The following is a 17,596-nucleotide window of genomic DNA, read 5'->3' on the forward strand; positions in this document are numbered from 1 at the left end:
CTGGGGGACGAATTGGGAGGGGGGGCGGGCCGTCGAACGGCCCGCCCCTTCATCGTCGGTGACGAATCTACTTTCCCGGTGTGGGAGTTCCGCCGCTCACCGTGATCAGTGCCTGAATGAAAGGCAGGGCGGCTTCGCTGAGGCTACCGGCGCCGGTCTGCATCAATTCGTAGAGAGAACCCATTTTTACTCCTGGATATGCTGGTGAATCAGCCCGAAGAATCGGGTGTTGCGGGCGAGTGTGCGATTTACGGGAAGAATGCTTCCACCGAGCCGAGGAAGACGGCGAGGAGGCCGTCGCCCTCGACCGCGGAACCGAGGCCCGCGATCGCCGCCTGCATAATCTCGGTCAGTGAACCCATGGTCGATCTCCTTGCGTGGTCGTGAATCGCAGTCTGTGATGCCGGTAACGTAGCGCCACTTCCATTGTGTGGCAAGGCGGTGTTTCACACACTGCGATTCGTTCATATTTTTCTTTCCCGATGGAAACTGCTCGCCGATTGCCATGACGCGCAACCGCACTGCATGTGACCTGCGTATACCGCGACTTTCTGGGGCGACAAGGCGGTGAGTGGCAGTGAACCTGCGCGTTGCTGGCTGGTGAGACAGACCCCATTTTTGGGGGGATCGAGACGACTCGACCGTCCACTTTTTCGGGCCTGGCAGAACTCCGGCATCATGCTGTACGGCTATCAATATGGCGCGATGACGGCTCGGCGAGCTCGTGGAAATGGTCCGGGTGCGGACCGTGAACGCATCTTCTCCTTTACGGGAAGAATGCCTCGACCGAGCCCAGGAATACGGCGAGTAGTCCATCGCCCTCGGCTGCGGAACCTATTCCCGCAATGGCGGCCATCATCAACTCGGTCAATGAACCCATGGTGAATCTCCTTGCATGATTGGTAAGCATCCCGCCGGAAAAGAGGGGAACCCACGGCCGGGATGTGGGTAACGTAGCTCCGCTCATTTCCTCCGGCAAGGAAATCGCCCGATTCGGCGAATTCGGCACCACATCCTTCCTGGTGGAAATACTGGCCGGTGTTGGTACCCGTCACAGCGGATCGCGCCGTGACCTGTACGGACGTCCAGTCCTGTCAGCTCCACCGGCGAACGACCGCGTTCGCCGTAGGGACTGTCAATCCCCCTGGAGCGGGTCGCGCCAGATGCGCGCCGGAATCCCACTGACCAGATCGCGGCGCCGCAGGACCTGGATGCGCCACGGAGACAGGCGAAGGACCTGGAAGGCGGGATCGTCCGGGCCCTGCCAGAACTGGCCTGGGTCGTAGCCCGCGCCGGGCGGGCTGCCGTGGCGGTACAGGTTCCACACGTGCGCGCGTTCATCCGGATCGTCGGTCCACTCGGCCACGGTGTCGACGGCGACGGTGTTCTGCGCCGGACTCCAATAGGAGAACGTCACATGCGGATTTCCCGCGATATGGGCGGCTTTCACCGGGGTGCGGTAGGTCCCGAGCCAGCCGATCGGCTGCTCGGTGCCGGTCTCCCAGACCGGGATCAGCACGCGCGACCTCGGCCGTCCCTTGGCGTCGATGGTGGTCATGGTGGCGTAGTTGATCGAGCCGACGATCGCGTCGAAGTCGGGCTTGATATCGGCGAAGGTGTGGACCTGGGCGCGGGTGCGGTTGCTCACTGCTGCTCCTCGATGCGGTCGAGCACGACGAGGTAGCGGCGGAGATGGTCGGTCACCGAGGGGTCGGGACTGTCGGTCACGGTGTGGTTCATGGGTCCACCGTGACCGGGCCGGCTTCGGATGGACTCAGGGTGGACTCGAGGCCGCCGGCTCGGCGCCTGCGCCGATGTGGGCCGCACGCTTCGCTGGGTTCAGGGTCGAGTCGAAGCCTCGGCGTCGTGCAGCGTGTGGGGGTCGGCACGGCAACCGTCGGCGAAATCGGCCGCGAACGGTCCGGCGCCGATGTCGCCGACGATGCGCGCCTCGATGCGGGCGACATCCCCGCGTTCGGCGTCGGGCAGCGGTGCGCCCGCCGACCGGCGCAGTGTGTCGGCAGCCCCGAGTAACCGGGCGGCGGACGCGGAATCCCCGGCGAGCGAACGCGATCCGGCGAGACCTTCGAGCGCGAGTGCGTGGGCGCGTGGATCGCCGGTGCGCAGCGCGGAGTCCAGTCCACGGAGCTGTAGCCGTTCGGCTTCGCCTGCGTCACCGGCCAGCTCAGCGGTGAAGCCCAGTTCGGCGAGGATCAGCGCGGCGCCGAAATGCGACCCGGTGCGCAGGTGCCAGTCCAGCCACGCGCCGAGGTGTTCGCGGGCCGCGTCCAGATCGCCGCGGCGCCGGGCGACGAGCCCGAGCCCGAGTACGGCGGATTCCTCCCCGACGAGGTGACCCTGCTCGACCGCGACCTGTCTGGCGCGTTCGTGCAGTTCGGCGCTGTGCTCGAATTCGCCGCGCAGCAACGCGATCCGGCCCAGCGAGGTGAGCCGCTCACCGACCTCGGTCCACAGCCCGAGCTCCTCGGCGGTCGTCAGTGCCGTCCGATGGTGTTCGCGGGCGGTGGTGTGATCCCCGGTGACTTCGGCGTGGCTGCCGAGCAGGTAGCCGGCGATGCCCTGCCCCCAGCGATCGCCGATCCTGGCGAACAGCGCGCGGCTGTGCTCGGCGTGCTCGCGCAGGCCGGTCAGATCGCCGCGCCCGAAGGCGTCACGGGCCAGCGAGGCCGAGGCCGCGGCGACACCCCACTCGTCGCCCGCGTCGGCGAAGGCGGTGCGCAGGTCGGCGGCGCTGTCCATGCGCTGTTGCGCGGAGAAACCGGTGTGCGCGTGCGCGAGATACCAGCGGGCGCGCAGTTCGTCCGGCGTCGGCCTGGCGCTGACGGCGGGCAGCGTCTCGACGGTCTGGCCGCGGCCCAGTTCCAGCGCGTTGCGCCAGAGCAGGGCGATTCGGCGCGCGGTCGAGCCGGTCTCGCCGGGCAGTGCCAGCGCGATACCGATCGACCGGATGCCCTCGGCCAGCCGTCCGCGCATCACCCAGTACCAGGCCAGCGCGTTGACCAGGCGCAGCGCGTCGGCGGATCGGCCTGCGGCCCTGGCTGTTTCGAGTGCCCGGCGCAGATCGGGCGACTCGGCGTCGAGCCTGGCCAGCCATCGCCGCTGATCGGCGGTGCGTAGCTGCTGGTCTGCGCGTTCGGCCAGGTCGAGGGAGAACGCGAGATGGCGCAGCCGGGTATCGAATTCCTCGCCGCTGTCGCGCAATCGGTCGACCCCGTACGCCGCGACCGATTTCAGGAGCCGGTAGCGCGGCCGCGCCTCGGCGGCGGGCGTGATGATCAGGGAACGGTCGACCAGGCGAGCGAGCAGATCCGCGACATCCGACGCGTCCACGTCACCATCCGCGCACACCGCCTCGGCCGACTCCAGCGTGCCGCCGTCCGCGTGCGCCGAAAGCCGCCGCAGCACAGCGCGTTCGGGCTCGTCGAGCAGTTCCCAGCTCCAGTCGATCACCGCGCGGAGCGTGCGCTGCCGGTCCGGTGCGTCCCGGTAACCGGCCGAGAGCAGCGTGAACCGGTCCTCGATCCGCTCGGCCAGGGTGTGCACGCCCAGCGCGCGAACCCGGGTCGCCGCCAGTTCCAGCGCCAGCGGCACACCGTCGAGGTGGGCGACGATGGCGGCGACCGCGGCGGCATTGTCGTCGGTGACGGCGAAATCCGGTGCGGCGGAGCGGGCGCGATCGGCGAAAAGCCGTGCGGCGGGCGATGTCTCCACCTCGGCCGCGATGGCATCGGCGGCGGGCACCGCCAGCGGTGCCACCGGCCAGAGGTGCTCGCCCGCGATGGCCAGCGGCACCTGGCTGGTGACCAGCACCCGCAGCTCGGGTGCGGCCGCGAGCAGCCGCGAGACCAGCGCGGCGGCGGCGTCGGCGACGTGCTCGCCGTTGTCCAGCACGAGCAGTACCTGCTTGGCGCGCACCGCCTCGGCGAGCCTGTTCAGCTGAGTTCCGTTGTCGGGCACCGGGAACGGACTCGACCCGGCGGAATCATCGCGGACCTCGAATGCCGCGGCCACCACCTCGGTGAGGGCAGTGAGAGCACTGTCCTGCTCGGCGCCCAGGCACAGACCGGCGAGCTCGACGAACAGGACACCGTCGCGCGCCGGATGGGTGGCCGCGGCGGCCAGCGCCAGCCGGGTCTTCCCGACCCCGCCGGGCCCGGTGAGTGTCACCAGCCGTTCGGCGCGGAGCAGCGCATCGATCCCGGCGAGGTCGTCTTCGCGTCCGACCAGTGCCGTCGGTGGAACCGGCACGGTCGGGCGCGGCGTCACCGGCACGACGGGCGCGGGGCGTACCGGGGCGCCGAGAGCAGGATCCTGTTCCAGCACAGCGCGATGCAGGGCGGCCAGCTCGGGACTCGGATCGAGACCGAGTTCCTCGGCAAGATGCTCACGGAGCCGTCGGTAGGAGTCGAGGGCCTCGCCGTGGCGGCCCGACCGGTACAGCGCGAGCATGTGCGCCGCGCGCAACCGTTCCCGCAGGGGATGCCGTTCGGTGAGCGCGCCGAGTTCGTCGGCGACCTGATCGTGTTCGCCGAGCGCGATCCTGGCCTGCGCGAGTTCCTCGACGGCGGTCAGCCGCTGTTCCTCGAGCCGCACCACCGGAATTCGGGCGAAGTCGTGGTCGGCCAGGTCGGCCAGCGCGGGCCCGCGCCACAGCGCCAGCGCTTCGGTGAGCAGTGGTGCGCGGGTGGTGGCGTCCTCGGTGGCGCGCGCCTGGCGCAGCAGTTCCTGGAAGACCTGCGAATCGACCGCGTCGGCGGCGACGTCGAGCAGATAGCCGGGGGAGCGTGACACCAGCAGATCGCGACCGCCCGATTCGGCGTCACCGAGGACGCGCCGCAACTGGGAGGCGCGGGTCTGCAAGGAGCCCGCCGGGTTGGCCGGCATCGCCGCCCCGCCCCACATGTCCTCGACGAGCCGGTCGGCCGGCACGATCCGGCCCGGTTCGGCCAGCAGCGCACCGAGCAGCACCCGGACCTTGAGCTCGGGTACCCGGACGGGTTGCCCATCGTCGGTCCACACCGCCAATGGTCCAAGCACCCCGAAACGCATGTCACCCACCCTAAACGGGGGCGGGGACACGGTGCGCTCGAGGCGATCCTGAGTCGATCCGAAGGGTTCCCGAAGGGCGGGTCGGCACGGTGGGTCTCGTTCGAATCCTCCTCGAAGGGAAACCTCCTGATGTCCGCGTTCACCGATGTCCCCGAGCGGGCCGGAGCCCGCCAATGGCTGGGGCTGGCGGTCCTGCTCCTGCCGACGGTGCTGCTGTTCCTCAGCATGACCGTCCTGTTCCTGGCCACCCCCTACATCGCCGCCGACCTGTCGCCGAGCAGCGGCCAGCTGTTGTGGATCAACGACATCTACGGGTTCGTGATGGCGGGCTTCCTCGTCACCATGGGCACACTGGGTGACCGGCTCGGCCGCCGCAGACTGCTGCTGGCCGGTGCAGCACTGTTCGGCGTGGCCTCGGTCGTGGCCGCGTTCGCGCCGAGCCCGGACCTGCTCATCGCCTCGCGGGCGCTGATGGGTCTCGGCGCGTCCGCCGTCATGCCCGCCACCTTGTCGCTGATCACGACGATGTTCCGCGACGACCGGCAGCGTGCCACCGCCATCGGGCTGTGGGCGGCGTCGGTGTCGGCGGGTGTGGCACTGGGTCCGCTGCTCGGCGGGCTGATGCTGGCCTCGCTGTGGTGGGGCGCGTCCATGCTGATCGGCGTGCCGGTGATGCTGCTCGTCGTGCTCGCGGTGCCGGTCCTGGTGCCCGAATACCGTGCGCCGGAGGCCGGTCGCCTCGATCCGGTCAGCGTCGCGCTGTCGCTGGCCGCGCTGCTGCCGTTCGTGTACGGCGTGAAGAAGCTCGCCGAGACCGGACTCGCCGCCGAATCGGTGCTCACCCTGCCGGCCGGTGTGCTGTTCGCCGTGATCTTCGTCCGCAGGCAGCTGCGCCTGGCCGACCCGCTGCTCGACGTGCGGCTGTTCGCGAACCGGACCTTCAGCGGGTCGCTCGGCGTCTACATGCTCGCCGCCATCGCCCTCGGCGGGGTGTACCTGCTGTTCACGCAGTATCTGCAGCTGGTCGCCGCCCAGTCGCCGCTGCGGGCGGGCCTGTGGATCCTGCCCGCCGCGATCGGCCTGGTCATCGTCTCCACCGTCACCCCGGCCATCGCCCGCCGGGTGCGTCCCGCCTACCTGATCGCCGCGGGGCTCGCGGTCTCGACCGTCGGCTACCTGGTGCTCACCCAGGTCGACAGCGTCGCGGGCCTGCCGTTGCTCATCGTCGGGTTCTACGTCCTGTACCCGGGCATCGCGCCCGCCATGGCGCTGATCCCCGGCCTGGTCATCGGCGCGGCCCCGGCGGAGAAGGCGGGCGCGGCGTCGGCGGTGAACAGCACCGCCAGCGACCTCGGTGTGGCACTGGGTGTCGCGCTGCTCGGCAGCGTGGGTGCGGCGGTGTACCGCGGCGGCATGTCGGATGCCGAGGGCGCGGCCGCGGAAACCCTGCCAGGGGCGCTGAGTTCGGCCGAGTCGCTGCCCGCCGAGGTCGCCGAATCCGTCGTGGCGGCGGCGCGTGAGGCCTTCACCAACGGGCTCAATGCCGCGGCCTGGACCGCCGCCGTGCTGTCGGCCGCGGGTGCGGTACTGGCGGTCGCGCTGCTGCGCCGGATCCCGGCCGGTGCGACATCGGTGCCGGATTCCGATGCGGCAGTGGATATCCCGGGTGACGGTGTCGCCGAGCGCGCCACCGTCGCGCTCTGATCACCATCGTCTGTCGCCAGAACCCGCCGACCACGCGATCCGCGGCGCCGATCTTTCGGCGCCGCGGAGGCGATTCTCAGTGGAACGCCGCTGTCAGGACGATGCCGAGACCCAGCCCGATCAGCGCTACGCCGGATGCGCGTTCGAGAACCGGGAGCGCGCGAGCGAATCTGGTCAGGACGACGCGGTTGCCGATGAGGACAGAGACAAGCACGTCCCAGCCGAGTACGACAGCGAACATCCACATGCCGTATGCGACAAGGTGTCCTGAGCTCGCGCCGACCGCGAGAATGGTGGCGAGGCCCGCGTAGAAGAGTGCGTTCTTGGGGTTGAGGGCGGCCGAGGCGAACCCCATCGCGGCAAGTTTCCACCGGCTTCCGGCGGTGCGCGCGGTACCGCCGGCCGGTGCCGACTCGATCGAGGCGGCACCGGCCGAGCGCAGCAGGCCCACGCCGAGATGGAGGAGGAAGGCGGCGCCCGCGATCTGGACCATGGTGAAGGCGATACCGCCCGGCCGCAGTATCGACAGGCCCGCGAACGCGGTCGCGATGAAGACGGCGTTCGCGGCCGCGATGCCCGCGCACGCGGCGATCGCGCGACGCCATCCTTGGGTCATCGAAGTATGCGCGATGAGGAAGAAATCGGGGCCAGGGGACAACAGGGCGAGGAAGTGGGCACCGGCCACGGCAGCGAATTGGTTCATTCTTCCTCTGTTGTGCTCGGATGCGGAGGGGACCGAGCCACTGTGCCGGAGTCGCCGCAGCGGTGTCTTGAACGAAATTGCGGGACCGGTTCGCCCGTTTCAGTGGGTGGCGCAGGTGCGGTACTCGCCGGGCGTGACCCCGGTGCGGAGTTTGAAGGTCCGGTGAAAGTGGCTCTGGTCGGCGAAACCGAGGTCGCAGGCGACTTCGGCCGGGCCACAGCCCTCGCGGAGGCGGGAGCGCGCTCTGATGATGCGTTCGTTGATCTGCCAGGCGAGGGGAGGCAGCCCGGTGACGGCGCGGAACCGCCGAACCAGCTGGAACCGGCTCAGGCCCGTGTCCACGACCAGGTCGCCGAGAGAGACCTGCATATCCGAGGTGCGGAGGTACTCGAGAATCGGCGCGACGACGGCCACGTCGGACGCACGGGCCCTGGCGCCGGCGACGAAATCAGCGGGTGCGGTCAGGATCTCGTCGAGGACGGTGACGAGCAGTTCTTCCTTGTCGCGCGGGGCGGCGCCGGAGAACAGCATCTCGTTGAGGCGGCAGAACGCGGCGTATCCGCCGGGCTCGGGGACGATGCGCACCGCCCGCGGGCTCCGATCGACCCCCGTATCGAGTTCGGGTAGGGATTCGCCGAGCCAGGTCTCGTCCACGTGGAGCATCTGGTAGCTCCACCGGCCTTCGACGGGGTTGCAGGCGTGGACTCGGTGGGCGGGGATCACCACGACGCTCCTCGCCGTCAGCTGCAGGGGACCGCCGGGTGCGCCGGTGAACACACTGCGTCCTTCGTCGACCACACCGATGGACATCGAATCGTGGGTGTGCGGTTTGTAGCAGGAGACCGTGCGGCAGGCCCGCCTGCTCTCGAGAAAGGGCAGCGCGGCGTCCCGCCAGAACTCCGCCTCCACCACGGTGCAAGCCTAGCGGCCCGGGGCGGTGCGTCCGGTGACGACCATCAGCAGTTCCGCCGTCGTACCGGACAGCGGAGTGCCGGAGCCTGCGGTCCAGCCGGTGTCGGTCGCGGTGAGGGCGTACCCGGCGAGTCGCTTGCGGGCGTGGAACGGCGTACCCATCGTCCACACTCGTTCCAGCGACCACTGCGCGGCCTGCGCCGGCATGACGCGGTCGATGCCGAGCGGGATCGCGATGTCCTGACCGTGCACCAGCAGGTCCATCAGCCGGTCGATCGGCGTCGTCCCGATCGGCGTGATCCGGGAGCCGACGGTGGCGTGCAGGTCGTCCAGCAGATCGGCGGTCGACGTCCGGTCGGCCAGCCGGACAGCGGTGTCGTGGATGAGGCGATCGAGATTCCCGCGGGCCCTGATCAGGTTCACGACGAGCGAACCGATCGTGACCTGCGTGGCCAGCACCAGATGCGCGACCACATCCCGTACTCGCCAGCCGTCGCACAGCGAGGCGGTGTCCCAGGCCGATTCGGGCAGGTCACGCAGCATGTCGACGAGGCTCGCGCGTTCCGCGGCCACCGCCTGCCAGATCGTCTCGGCGGTGGTGTGCTGTTCAGTCATGTGGGTACCGTAGGAACTCCACCGAGGTGGAGGTGCCAGCGACTGTGACCGACAGCACACGTCTGACGATCGGTGAACTCGCCACGCGCACGGGCGTCGCGGTCCGCACGATTCGGTTCTATTGCGACGAGGGACTTCTCGACGTGCGGCGCACCTCGGCCGGTCATCGCGTGTTCGACCCGTCGGCCGCCGAACGCCTGATGCTGCTGCGCCGCCTGCGTTCGTTCGGCATCGGCCTGGCCGCGATCGGTGACGTGCTGGCCGGCGCGCGGTCGATCGACGAGGTGATCGCGGCCGAACGCGCCGCCCTCGACCACGAGCTGGACGCGCTGAGCCGCCGCCGCTCGCTGCTCCGCGCGGTCGAACACTGCGCGCCCGAGAGCATGAATCTGCTTGCCGCCGTGACAGATCCGCAGGCGGCCCGCGACGCGCTCGGCCGTTTCTGGCGCCGTCAGCTCACGCCGCTGCCCGCCGCGGTGATCGACGACTTCATCGACATGAATGTCCCCGAACCCGCCGCCGACGCGCGCCCGGAACATCTCGTCGCCTACGCGGAACTCGTTGCCACCGTGACGAATCCGGTGCTCAGTACGGCCATGTTCGACACCATCCGGCACCGCGCCACCCCCGGCGTCCGCGACGAACGCCGTCTGCTGTTCGAGGTGGCCGATGCCTGCCTGTCGGCGGCGCCGCTGGTCGCCGCGGGCCACGCGCCCACACCCGGCGCCGAACTCGACCACTACGTCGACGCCCACGCCACCGCACGCGGTCTCGCCGACACTCCCGCCTTCCGGCGGCAGCTCCTGGCGGATGCCGAAGGCGCCGACCAGTTCCGGCGCTATTGGCAGCTCACCGCGATCCTCACCGGCGAGGCGGTGACCTCCGGCGCCGCACACCTGTGGCTGTTCGACGCGCTCGCCGCCTCGGCCCCATGAAAAAGGGGAGGCCGGCGATCCGGCCTCCCCTTTCGCTCACCGCGACGAACTCACGGCACGACTTCGACGATGTCGCCCGGCTCCAGCCACTCGTAGTGCGCCTTGGCGCCTTCGGGTGTCAGCCGGATACAGCCGTGGGACTGCTCCTCGGTGGGTCCGATGTGGTAGGCGATGTCACCGTTGAAGAACACCGCGTACTCCATGGGCGCGTTGTGCAGGGTGCTCCAGTGGAACGGCTTCTTGAACGCGACCTTGAAGACACCGGGTGGGGTCTCGTACCCGGGCCTGCCGTGCGACATCGGGCTCGGCCCGAAGGTCACCTTGCCGTTGTCCATCAGCCAGGCATTGTTGGTGGACAACTGCAGACAGGCCCGCGCCTTCTCACTGCACGGCGCGACGACCGGTTCCGGCGGGGGAGCCGGAATGATGGCCGGAACACCGGGAACATCGGGCCCGCCGGGCCACAGCGGTTCGGCCTGCACCGGCGCCGCGACGGCCGCGCCGACCACCGCCGCGCACATCGCCGCCTGCACAGCCCAGCGGGGGATACGACTAGTACTCACGAAATCTTGCCTCTCTCGCCGCGCCCACCCCTGGCCGTCGTGCGCCCAGAACGTGAGCTTTCAACATCGACACAAGCCTCGGAAACATAGAGGTATCAGTGATCATGAAGTATTGCGATCGTGTTGAGCAAGCCCGCGGCGGCGCATTCGGCGTGGCACTTGACCACTTAGGTAAGCCTGACCTATGCTCATCTTGGCGTATGGATGAGCCGGTGGTCCCGAGGGCTGCGGTCGACCCCCTCATTCCTGCCGCGGCGGGCCCTGTCCCAGTGACGGGGTCCGCCGCTTCGTCTCCCGGGGTGCAGGGCGCCCGATGTGATGGTGTAGACCGGAACGCATGACCGACAACACCCTGTCCCTGGCCGAGATCACCCCGGAGCTGATGACCAAGGCCAGCGAAGGCACCTTCACCGATCTCATCGGACTGCGCTACACGGAGGTGAGCCCCGACCGGGTGCGCGGCGAATGGGAGGTGCGCCCGCAGCTGCACCAGCCCGCGGGGATCCAGAACGGCGGCGTCTACTGCACGGTCATCGAAACCCTGGCCAGCGTCGGCGCCGGTGTCTGGTTCGGCGAGCGTGGCTCCGTCGTCGGCGTCAACAACAACACCGACTTCCTGCGCGCGGTCCGTGAGGGCATCCTCACCGGCGAAGCCACCCCCATCCACCGCGGCCGCAGCCAGCAGCTATGGGTCGTGGTGATCACCGACGCCGAGGGCCGCACCGTCGCCCGCGGCCAGGTCCGTCTGCAGAACCTCGCCGCCTGACTCAGGCTTCGGTGGTGATCCGCCAGGCATCGCGGCCGAGGACGTCGGCGACCAGCGCGCCGATATTCCAGGCGTCGTCCTCGCCGCGATGGTGGCGGCCTTCCAGCGGCAGACCCGCGATCCGCAGCGCACCGGCCATCCCCGGCCGCTTCCGCAACCCGTACGACTCGGCGAACACCTGCTTGGCATTGGTGTGCAGCCGCCCGAACGGATACCGCACCCCCGTCGCCGCACACTGGGCCCGGAACTGCTTGCGGTCGTAGTCACCCCAGCTCGCCCACGCCCGCGACCCCGCCGCGAACTCGGTAGCCAGCATCCGGCAGGCCAGGTCGAACTCCACCCCACCGTCGACCTGCTCCTGCGTCAGCCCGGTCAGCTCGGTACAGAACTCGCTCACCGCGGACCGGGCAGGCCGCACCAGAATCCCGTGCCTGCTCACCCGCGTCCGCGTCGCGAGATCGACCACAGTCAGCCCGATCTCGATGATCTCACTGCTCTGCCCCGCGGGCGCCGCCCCCGCCCAGCACGTCGCCTCCACATCGACCACATTGAGCAGCCCGCTCCATTCCTCCATGAACGGCGACGCTAGAGCGCCGATCCCCGCCCATGCCACCGAATTTCGTACTCGCCGACTCATGCGTCACACGGGCGCTCATGCCCCCGGTTACATCGACGAGCCGGATCGCGGATCGGGGCTGCGCAAGGGGAGTCGATCACAGCGAGCGCGAATATCGGACGCCGCTGGCATGATTCCGCCGGGTGTGGCGAGTGTGGCGTGTCGCGATGGTCATCGCGATCGGTGTCGGTGTGGTGGTGTGTGGTGGTTCGGCGGCGGAAGAACTGGTGCCGGCGAAGACTCCGCCGAACCCGGCGCTGGCCAGGTTCTATCAGCAGAAGCTGACCTGGCAGTCGTGCGCCGCGTACGAGGTGACGGAGCGGGAGGACGGACCGCCGGTCCGGTGCGCGTGGGTGGACGTCCCGCTGGACTACGCGGATCCGGACGGGCGGGTCATCCAGGTCGCGATCTCGCGGACCGAAGCCGCGGGCGACCGGATCGGGTCAGTGCTGTTCCTGCCCGGCGGGCCTGGCCAATCCGGGCTGTGGATGGCCAACGACGCTGCGGGCAGTCAGATCGCGCGGCGATTCGACCGGATCGGCTTCGATCCTCGCGGCATCGGTGCCTCGCGGCCCGCGCTGTTCTGCCGAACCGGCCGTGAGATCGATGCCTGGCGCGCGCAGCTGTCCTCGACGAACACACCGGACGGAATCGCCGTCTCCGAACAAGAATTCAGCGACTACGCCGAGCTCTGTGCCCGGCACAACGGCACGGATCTGCTGGCTCATGTCGGCACCCGGGAAGTTTCGCAGGACATCGATGTCATCCGGGCCGTGCTCGACGAGGAGAAGCTGACTGCCGTCGGCTACTCCTACGGCACCCTGCTCGGGTCGGCCTACGCGGAGCGGTTCCCCGACAAGGTGCGCGCCTTGGTGCTGGACGGCGCGGTCGACCCCTCGCTGACTCCGGCGCAGAGCGTTGTCTCCCAGATCGCCGGCTTTCAGGAGGCCTTCGACGCCTTCGCGTTCGACTGCGTGACGCTGCGCTCCGAATGTGCGCTCGGTGACGACGAGTTCGCGGCGTCCGATGTCTTGCGCGCGTTGCTCGCACCCTTGCTGACCGGTTCGGCGTCGACCACCGATCCGCGCGGCCTCAGTTACAGCGATGCCGTCGACGCGGTGGTGGTGTCGCTCTATCACGAGAACTCGTGGGATGAGCTGGCCGCCGGCCTGGCCGAACTGCGTGAAGGCCGGGGTGACATGCTGCTCCGGCTGGCCGACTGGTCCTGGGGCCGCCGTGACGACGGCACCTATCCCCGCTCAGCCGACGCCTCTCCGGCCATCCGTTGCGTCGACGGTCCACCCATGCACGACCGCAGCGCCGTCGCCCAGCTCGATGCCGACTACCGCCGCGCGGCGCCGTTCCTCGACGACGGCCTCGGTACGGGTGCCGCGCCCAAGGACCTGTGCGCGTTCTGGCCGGTGCCCAACACCTTCGAGCCGCACACCCTCTCGATCCCGGAACTGCCGCGGACCTTGGTGATCTCGACCACCGGCGACCCGGCCACCCCGCACACGGAGGGCATCGCCCTGGCGCGCCAGCTCGACGCGGTGCTGCTCACCTACCGCGGCGATCAGCACACGGTCGCCTTCCAGGGCGTGCTGTGCATCGATTACGCGGTGACGCGGTACCTGATCGACCTGGTGCTGCCGCCGGACGGATTCGTGTGCTGAGGTGCCATCCGGATCGGTAAACCGAACGGTCGGAGCCCGGGACGGGTGGACAGGCGAGCGGTCGGCGGGCATGCCAGAATGTCGGACACCTGTCCACGATCGGTGAGGAGACCCGATGCGCCTGTCGCCGCACGAGCAGGAACGGTTGCTGCTGAGTTATGCGGCCGAGCTGGCCCGCCGCAGGCAGGCGCGGGGACTCAAGCTCAACCATCCCGAGGCGGTCGCGCTGATCACCGATCATGTGCTCGAGGGTGCGCGGGACGGGCGGACCGTGGCCGAGTTGATGTCGTCGGGGCGGTCGGTGCTGAGCCGGGACGACGTGATGGCGGGCGTGCCGGAGATGATCCACGACGTGCAGGTCGAGGCGACCTTTCCCGACGGGACCAAGCTGGTCACCGTGCACCACCCGATCGGTTAGGCGAGGCCATGATTCCCGGTGAATACCTCTGTGCCGAGGGCACGATCGAGCTCAACGCGGGCGCGATCCGCATCGAACTCGAGGTCGTCAACACCGGCGACCGTCCGGTGCAGGTGGGCAGCCACGTGCATTTCCCGCAGGCCAACGCCGCCCTCGACTTCGACCGCGCGGCCGCGCACGGCCACCGGCTCGACATCCCCGCCGGCACCGCCGTCCGATTCGAACCCGGTCTGCCGCAGTGTGTTTCGCTCGTCCCGCTCGGCGGCACCCGCGAGGTGTACGGGATCAGCGCCAACCCGCCGGGGCGCCTCGATGCGTGACCACACGAACCCTTCGGGAGAGATCCGATGACCGAACTGAGCCGCGCCCGCTACGCCGAACTGTTCGGGCCGACCACCGGCGACCGCATCCGGCTCGCCGACACCGACCTGATCATCGAGATCACCGAAGACCGCAGCGGCGGACCGGGTCTCGCCGGTGAGGAAGCGGTGTTCGGCGGCGGCAAGGTGCTGCGCGAATCGATGGGTCAGTCGCGGGCAACGCGTGCCGAGGGCGCACCCGACACCGTCATCACCGGCGTGGTGATCATCGATTACTGGGGGATCATCAAGGCCGACGTCGGCATCCGCGACGGCCGCGTCTGCGGCATCGGCAAAGCCGGTAATCCCGACACGATGCCGGGCGTGCACCCTGACCTCGTCGTCGGCCCGTCGACGGAGATCATCGCGGGCAACGGGCGCATTCTCACCGCGGGGGCCATCGATTGTCATGTGCACTTCATCTGCCCGCAGTTGATGGACGAGGCGCTCGGCGGCGGCATCACCACGCTCATCGGCGGCGGCACCGGCCCGGCCGAGGGCTCCAAGGCCACCACCGTCACCCCCGGTTCCTGGCATCTGGCGCGGATGCTGGAATCCCTCGATCACTGGCCGATGAACATCGTGTTGCTCGGCAAGGGCAACACGGTCAGCCAGGAATCCATGTGGGAGCAGTTGCGCGCGGGCGCTTCGGGTTTCAAGCTGCACGAGGACTGGGGGTCGACCCCCGCCGCGATCGATGCGTGCCTCACCGTGGCCGACGCGGCGGGCGTGCAGGTGGCACTGCACTCGGACACGTTGAACGAGGCCGGTTTCGTCGAGGACACCGTCGCCGCCATCGCCGGTCGCGGCATCCACGCCTATCACACCGAGGGCGCGGGCGGCGGGCACGCGCCCGACATCATCACCGTCGCTTCGCATCTCAACGTGCTGCCCAGCTCGACCAACCCCACCCGGCCGCACACGATCAACACCCTCGACGAGCACCTGGACATGCTCATGGTCTGTCACCATCTGAGCCCGTCGATCCCCGAGGACCTCGCCTTCGCCGAATCGCGGATCCGCCCGTCCACCATCGCCGCCGAGGACCTGCTGCACGACCTGGGCGCCATCTCCATGATCGGCTCCGACTCCCAGGCCATGGGCCGCATCGGCGAAGTGGTGCTGCGCACCTGGCAGACCGCGCACGTGATGAAGCGCCGCCGCGGCGCCCTGCCCGGCGACGGGGCGGCCGACAACGCCCGCGTGCGGCGCTATATCGCCAAATACACCATCTGCCCGGCGATCTCGCACGGTCTGGACGCCGAGATCGGCTCGGTGGAGGTCGGCAAACTGGCCGACCTGGTGCTGTGGGAGCCCGCGTTCTTCGGGGTCCGCCCGCACGCGGTCCTTAAAGGCGGCATGATCGCCTGGGCCGCGATGGGTGACGCCAACGCGTCCATCCCCACCCCGCAGCCGGTCCTGCCGCGCCCGATGTTCGGCGCCGCGGCCCCCGCCGCCGCGGCCACGTCACTGCACTTCGTCTCCGAGCAGGCCATCGACGACGGCCTGGCGAACCGGCTGAACGTGCGCCGAAAGCTGGTGCCGGTCAAGAACGTTCGCCGGGTCACCAAGGCCGATATGCCGCACAACGACGCCATGCCGCACATCGAGGTCGACCCCGACACCTTCACCGTCCGCGTCGACGGCGAGGTGTGGGCCGAGCAACCGGCGACCGAACTGCCGATGGCCCAGCGCTACTTCCTGTTCTGACGACGAAACCCCGCCGACCACGGTGTCGGCGGGGTTTCGGGTGCGGCGCTCAGTCGAACGAGCAGCCGCCGACCGGCTTGTCCGCAAGCCGGTCGAGCAGGTAGGTCACCGCGTTGTCGGGACCGAAGCCGTCGATCAGTTCCGGGCCGAAGTGGTTCGGAATGGTCGTGCCGGGCAGGATCGGCGGCAGCTCGTTGGTGCGGAAGGTGACCGTGGCGCCCTGACCGCACCAGTCCTCGGCCAGGCGACGGGCCTGCCCGTAGGGGACGGTGTCGTCGTTGCGGCCGCTGGTGATCAGGACCGGGGTGGCCGGCTTCGAGCTGCCGATGCGCAGTTCCGCGAGCACCGGCGCCGCTTCGGGGATCTCGGCGAGATGCTCGGTGAGCGAGCGGCCGTCGATGGTCAGCGAATTCGTCTTCAGGAACGGGTGATAGGTGATCAGGTCGGCGACGCACGATTCGCTCAGCGTCGCGAGCATGGCGCGGCCTTCGGGGCTGATCACCCGGTCCACCGCCTGATGGAGCTCGGGGTAGCGGGCGAGCATGCCGTTGACCGCGAACCCGATGGCACCGCCGATCAGCGCACCGTCGATGCGTTCCAGGATCGTCGAGAGGTCGGCGACCGGACCACCGGCCCAGGTGCCCTTCAGATTCAGTTCCGGCGCGTACTCGGGCTGCATCTCCGCGGCCGCCGCCGTGGCGCCGCCGCCCTGCGAATAGCCCCACAGGACAAGGGGAGTCTCGGGTCCGACACCGCCGAGGGCATGGGCGGCGCGCGCGCCGTCGAGGATCGCGTGACCACTCTCGAACCGGTTGGCGTAGGTGTGGATTCCCGGCGTGCCGAGACCGATGTAATCGGTGATCAGCACCCGCGCGCCCAGCGCGGTCCACACGGCCGAGGACGGCAGCTCCTGATTCGCCGACAAGCCGAGCGGATCGGCGGTCACCGAGACGCCGGTGGAGAACGCCACCGACATCGCGCACCGGTCCGCCTGACCCGAGGTGCCGGGCCCGATGACCACGGTCGGCCGCGGCCCGGCACCCTGCCAGGGATTCTTCGGTTCGATGTAGGTGCCGCTCACCGCGACGGGGGAGCCGTCCTGCAACCGCGAGGTGTACATGACGTGCTCGGCCTGCGTCGGCCAGCCCGCCGCGGTCGGCGGCGTCGCGAGAATCGTCATCGGCTGCGTCTTCACGATCGCACCCGGCGTCTCCGGAATCGCCGCGGGCGGCGTGTAGAAGGCGCTCATCGGCTCCGCCGCCACCGGCAGGGCTCCTGCTCCATGACCCGCCACCGCCGCCAGACATGCCACCGCCGTCAGCGCCGCCCGGCGCGCCAGCGATCGTGATTGCCCCATACCACTCCCATCGATGCCACCTCCGCGCCGTCGCGGATGTGTGCTGAGCCGCAGCGGAGGTAGATCATGACCCAGGTCACGGCGCAGCGGCGTACCGAACGGTAACACGGTTACCAAACGCCGAAAAGTTCGGGCCCGGCTGTCGGGCGCAACCGGGCGAGCCGACGCGCGAAGATCAAGAGTTCGCCGAGGTAG

General features: G+C 69.4%; 15 protein-coding genes. 7 read left to right on the plus strand and 8 right to left on the minus strand.

What is annotated here, in order from left to right:
* Nucleotides 1–1,135: 1,135 nt before the first annotated feature.
* Entirely contained in the window at nt 1,136–1,648 is a 513-nt protein-coding gene (locus tag ACFWF2_RS17950; protein ID WP_379308547.1) for a pyridoxamine 5'-phosphate oxidase family protein, read from the minus strand.
* Nucleotides 1,649–1,839: 191 nt separating this feature from the next.
* Nucleotides 1,840–5,070, minus strand: coding sequence for a BTAD domain-containing putative transcriptional regulator (locus tag ACFWF2_RS17955; protein ID WP_379308548.1), 3,231 nt, complete (start codon nt 5,068–5,070; stop codon nt 1,840–1,842).
* Between the two features lie 129 nt (nt 5,071–5,199).
* On the opposite strand from ACFWF2_RS17955, the gene ACFWF2_RS17960 reads away from it, so the two are divergent.
* The gene (locus ACFWF2_RS17960; protein ID WP_379308549.1) at nt 5,200–6,774 is read left to right on the plus strand and encodes an MFS transporter; all 1,575 of its coding nucleotides are present in this window, start codon (nt 5,200–5,202) and stop codon (nt 6,772–6,774) included.
* Nucleotides 6,775–6,850: 76 nt separating this feature from the next.
* Here ACFWF2_RS17960 and ACFWF2_RS17965 read toward each other — a convergent pair whose 3' ends face one another.
* The 3 genes from ACFWF2_RS17965 to ACFWF2_RS17975 all read right to left on the minus strand — a co-directional run bounded on the left by ACFWF2_RS17965 (nt 6,851) and on the right by ACFWF2_RS17975 (nt 9,004).
* Entirely contained in the window at nt 6,851–7,477 is a 627-nt protein-coding gene (locus ACFWF2_RS17965; RefSeq protein ID WP_379308550.1) for a LysE family translocator, read from the minus strand.
* Between the two features lie 99 nt (nt 7,478–7,576).
* Nucleotides 7,577–8,389, minus strand: coding sequence for an AraC family transcriptional regulator (locus ACFWF2_RS17970; protein WP_379308551.1), 813 nt, complete (start codon nt 8,387–8,389; stop codon nt 7,577–7,579).
* A gap of 9 nt (nt 8,390–8,398) precedes the next feature.
* Nucleotides 8,399–9,004, minus strand: a complete 606-nt coding sequence (locus tag ACFWF2_RS17975) for a maleylpyruvate isomerase family mycothiol-dependent enzyme (RefSeq protein ID WP_379308552.1) — start codon at nt 9,002–9,004, stop codon at nt 8,399–8,401.
* Nucleotides 9,005–9,048: 44 nt separating this feature from the next.
* Between ACFWF2_RS17975 and ACFWF2_RS17980 the strand changes: the two genes are divergently transcribed.
* Nucleotides 9,049–9,939, plus strand: a complete 891-nt coding sequence (locus ACFWF2_RS17980; RefSeq protein ID WP_379308553.1) for a MerR family transcriptional regulator — start codon at nt 9,049–9,051, stop codon at nt 9,937–9,939.
* A 50-nt stretch (nt 9,940–9,989) separates the two neighbouring features.
* On the opposite strand, the gene ACFWF2_RS17985 is transcribed toward ACFWF2_RS17980, so the two are convergent.
* Complete coding sequence (locus tag ACFWF2_RS17985; RefSeq protein WP_379308554.1) at nt 9,990–10,502, minus strand: L,D-transpeptidase; 513 nt, start codon at nt 10,500–10,502, stop codon at nt 9,990–9,992.
* A 382-nt stretch (nt 10,503–10,884) separates the two neighbouring features.
* Here ACFWF2_RS17985 and ACFWF2_RS17990 point away from each other — a divergent pair, with 382 nt between their 5' ends.
* Nucleotides 10,885–11,268: a PaaI family thioesterase gene (locus tag ACFWF2_RS17990; protein WP_379308585.1), complete on the plus strand. Its 384-nt coding sequence runs from the start codon at nt 10,885–10,887 to the stop codon at nt 11,266–11,268.
* A gap of 1 nt (nt 11,269) precedes the next feature.
* On the opposite strand, the gene ACFWF2_RS17995 is transcribed toward ACFWF2_RS17990, so the two are convergent.
* Complete coding sequence (locus tag ACFWF2_RS17995) at nt 11,270–11,842, minus strand: exonuclease domain-containing protein (RefSeq protein ID WP_379308555.1); 573 nt, start codon at nt 11,840–11,842, stop codon at nt 11,270–11,272.
* Nucleotides 11,843–12,051: 209 nt separating this feature from the next.
* Between ACFWF2_RS17995 and ACFWF2_RS18000 the strand changes: the two genes are divergently transcribed.
* The 4 genes from ACFWF2_RS18000 to ACFWF2_RS18015 all read left to right on the plus strand — a co-directional run bounded on the left by ACFWF2_RS18000 (nt 12,052) and on the right by ACFWF2_RS18015 (nt 16,044).
* Nucleotides 12,052–13,557, plus strand: coding sequence for an alpha/beta hydrolase (locus ACFWF2_RS18000; protein ID WP_379308556.1), 1,506 nt, complete (start codon nt 12,052–12,054; stop codon nt 13,555–13,557).
* Between the two features lie 115 nt (nt 13,558–13,672).
* Nucleotides 13,673–13,975, plus strand: coding sequence for an urease subunit gamma (locus tag ACFWF2_RS18005; RefSeq protein ID WP_379308557.1), 303 nt, complete (start codon nt 13,673–13,675; stop codon nt 13,973–13,975).
* Nucleotides 13,976–13,983: 8 nt separating this feature from the next.
* Nucleotides 13,984–14,295 (plus strand): urease subunit beta, encoded by a 312-nt coding sequence (locus ACFWF2_RS18010; RefSeq protein WP_379308558.1) that lies wholly within the window; start codon nt 13,984–13,986, stop codon nt 14,293–14,295.
* A gap of 27 nt (nt 14,296–14,322) precedes the next feature.
* Nucleotides 14,323–16,044: an urease subunit alpha gene (locus ACFWF2_RS18015; protein ID WP_379308559.1), complete on the plus strand. Its 1,722-nt coding sequence runs from the start codon at nt 14,323–14,325 to the stop codon at nt 16,042–16,044.
* Between the two features lie 49 nt (nt 16,045–16,093).
* Here the strand turns inward: ACFWF2_RS18015 and ACFWF2_RS18020 are convergent, their stop codons facing one another.
* Nucleotides 16,094–17,401, minus strand: a complete 1,308-nt coding sequence (locus tag ACFWF2_RS18020) for a lipase family protein (protein ID WP_379308560.1) — start codon at nt 17,399–17,401, stop codon at nt 16,094–16,096.
* Between the last annotated feature and the right edge of the window lie 195 nt (nt 17,402–17,596).

This window comes from Nocardia sp. NPDC060259 (genome assembly GCF_042728775.1).
GTDB lineage: Bacteria > Actinomycetota > Actinomycetes > Mycobacteriales > Mycobacteriaceae > Nocardia.